This window comes from Marinifilum breve, assembly GCF_003202155.1.
In the GTDB taxonomy this organism is placed as follows: domain Bacteria; phylum Bacteroidota; class Bacteroidia; order Bacteroidales; family Marinifilaceae; genus Marinifilum; species Marinifilum breve.
Map to the genome: position 1 here is coordinate 1 of NZ_QFLI01000026.1, position 3,375 is coordinate 3,375.

Consider the following 3,375-nt stretch of genomic DNA (forward strand, 5'->3'; position numbering starts at 1 on the left):
GATTATGCCATTTCCAAGTTAATTCATACGAATACCGGGGCACATGAAATATCATTTTCCTTTCCGCTTGCTACCACCAAGAAAAGAAGAAAAAGAATTAAAGCAGTTCGATCACCAGTGTTTTAAGAAAATATTGTATAAAAAGAGGCCATCTCATTTGAGATGGCCTCTTTTTTTTGCTTGATGACCTCTTGTTTAGTTTTACTAAATGTTTATATAAATATGTAACAAATAAACCCTTTTGTCAGTTTAAAAGGTATATTTGTGGAATAAATCAAAGCATACGCACAATAATTAAGTGGTGTGTGTTGAATGCTTTAACTCTAACTCGCTGAAATAGTCTTTATTGTATTGTTGCGAAATGCAAGGAAAGAAGTGATTTGAAATGTTAGCAAAGAATTCTTTTAGACTTAACGAATATAACTTTGAATCTATAAATATGAGAAATGATAAAATCTTTACTCGTTTTCAAAAAATTTTAAAGTCAATTTCAATTTTCATACTATTAGCAACTCCTTTGTCTGGGTTTGCTCAGTATGATTTTGAGCACTATGTTCCCCCATTTTACTGTTCTTATCAGGTTGGAAAGCAGGAGGTGTTTTTATCAACAAACTCAGAGAAAAATATCAATGTATTTATTGAGGATGGGCAAGGGAACAAGATAGCTGGACCTTTTACAATTAATCGAAATCATAGCGAAACATATGTGTTTAGAACTCCTGGAGGAGCAACATATAGTCAACACAGCTATAAAACTTATCCGAATGATTGTAGTTATTCAAGAGGAATTATAGGTCCAAAAGATTTAAATAAACCTCTTGATGGACAAGGATTAAGGATTTACTCATATGATGGTCCGTTCTTTGCAAATATTCGACATGGTTATAGTAATAGTGGTGAAGGTGGTGCTTTGACTCATGGTTTTTCTTTGTCAGCAAAAGGAGCTTATGCCAAGGGGAAAGAGTTTTATTCAGGTCACTTGTATAGTCATACAATCTTCGATAGTGATCCTTTAGATTACACAGAAAGGTACTACTATTATGGCTGGCGATATCGAACTTATGAAGATACTAGGCCAATTAGAAGTCATTCTATTTCTGTAATGGCTGTAGAAGATGGTGTTACTACAGTTACATTTTCTGGTATTAAGAGTAAGTATATTACAAAGTATGAAGGAGGAAAAGTTGTTTTAAAGTCCATTACACCTAATGAAACAATTACTGTCAATTTAAATAAAGGACAAACTTATACGCTCGGGACAAATTTATATAGTGACAAGTTTGGAAGTGAATCAATTGAGGTGCGTAATGGAATGAATGGTACGCATATTACTTCAACAAAAGAAATTGTGGTAAATTCAGGTTCTTGGACTGCTGGAGCTACACCTTCTCAGGATATTGGTTTTGATCAGATTGTACCTGTTGATCAGGTGAGAGACAAGTATATTGTGATGAGAGGACAAGGACGAAGCGAGCCATATTCTACATATAGGCATGCAGGACAAGAAAGAACCATTGTGGTTGCTACTAAGGCAAATACAGAGATTTGGGTGAATGAAGTTTATAAAGGAGAATTGGCAGAACCAGGAGATTTTATGATTCTGAATGATATTGTTACTCCCAATGCTATACCTACACTTTATATAAATTCTAAAGGTAAAGATGTGTACGTGTATCAAACATTGTGTGGTACAAATCAGGATTGGACAAATATTGGTCTGAATTTTATTCCTCCATTAACTGCATTGGGGATGAAAGAGGTTGTGATTCCTAAGGCCAAACAAATTACCAGTGGAGATTACATTAGTCCTACTGTTACAGTTTTAGCACAAAAGAATGTTAATGTTAAGCATAATGGTACTATTTTAAATAATCCAAAAAGTATTTTAGGAACATCAGAATGGGTTTACTACAAGGTTTCTACACCTTCAGGTGATTCTCGTTTTACTGGAGATAAAGCCATTAATGTTGCTTGGATTGCAAGTTCAAATACATTAGGTGCAGCTGGATATTATTCAGGTTTTACAAAAGCAATATCCCCAATTCATCCTGAGTTAGATATTGAAACAGATTTAAGTTTGATCTGTGAAAGTTACGATGAAGAAATTATTGTATCGATAAAAGATAAGACAGGAAGAGATCCTGATTTTTACGAATGGTATAAGGAAGTTATAAATAGCTCTGGAGAAACGGAATGGGAAGGCCCTAATTTTATTAACAGCTCGTTAAAGATACAAGCACCGAATGAAAATACTGCTTGGCAGGTTAGAGCATATTATCGAGATCCAAGTTTGGAAATTCTTTTTAATGGTGACTTTTTAGATGGATATAATGGTTTTGATTCCTATTACGAGTTGGTTACGAATAATCTGGTAGATCCTGGACAATTTGCAATTACGGGACGACCTAAAGATGAGAATCCACTATTAAGTGATTTTAATCCTATTGGTGGGTGGAAGATGTTTTTGGCATATTCTAAAAACCAGAATGATACCATTTATCGTTCTGCTGAAATGGAGGTTGAGAGTAAGTTTAATTACATTTTTAAGATGCATGGTCGATTAGCTAAAAGTGATGCTACGGATATTCAATCTCTTAAAGTGTTAATTAATAATGAGACAGTTGTTGAGAATTTTAGAATTGATCGTTCCGATCAGTGGCAGTCAATATCAGCTTTATGGAGACCAAATGGCGCAAGAAATGCATCCATAAAAATATTAAATAACAATTTAAATGGAGAAGGAACTTTTTTTGCTATTGACAGCATTAGCTTTGTTCAAGCAGTTGAAGATACTGATTTGTTTGAAGCTAAAGTAATACCTAATTACAGTTATTCAAATAATGGTAAAACATTCCAGTTTTGTGAAGGTGTACAAAACTCTTTAGATGTTTCAAATGGAGATACAAGTTGGTATAGTTATTCCTGGTCAAAAAAGGATGCATCTGGAAATTATATTGACTTAGCTGATGTTGCTGGTGAATTTTCAGGAGCAAAAACGCATGAATTAATCTTCTTAAATCCACACCAGGATGACGAAGGAGATTATAGATGTCAAATTAGTTTTAAAGAAGAATATAAAAATTGTGGGACATCTACAGATGATGCTCATGTTGATTTATCTGTTTTAGTAGATGAACCTGCAACAGTTGAAATTCGACCTGACAAAACCAATTTCTGTTACGGAACAACTGCAACTCTTGATGCCTTGGTAACAGGTGATGCAGGTCAGGTTAAGTGGTATATAGATGGAGGAGTTGATCCAGTCTCATTGGAGAATCCTTTTGTGTTTTCCGGATATGATGCAGGAACTTATGTAGTTCGATGCGAAGCTGAAAATGGATGTGGTTTGGCATTTGATGAAGTTACTTTAGAAGT

1 protein-coding gene is annotated in these 3,375 nt (G+C 34.3%); it reads left to right on the plus strand.

Annotated elements, in window-relative coordinates; all coding sequences use genetic code 11:
* Positions 1–439: 439 nt before the first annotated feature.
* A partial coding sequence (locus DF185_RS22855; RefSeq protein WP_133250138.1) for an IgGFc-binding protein occupies positions 440–3,375 on the plus strand: 2,936 nt, incomplete at its 3' end.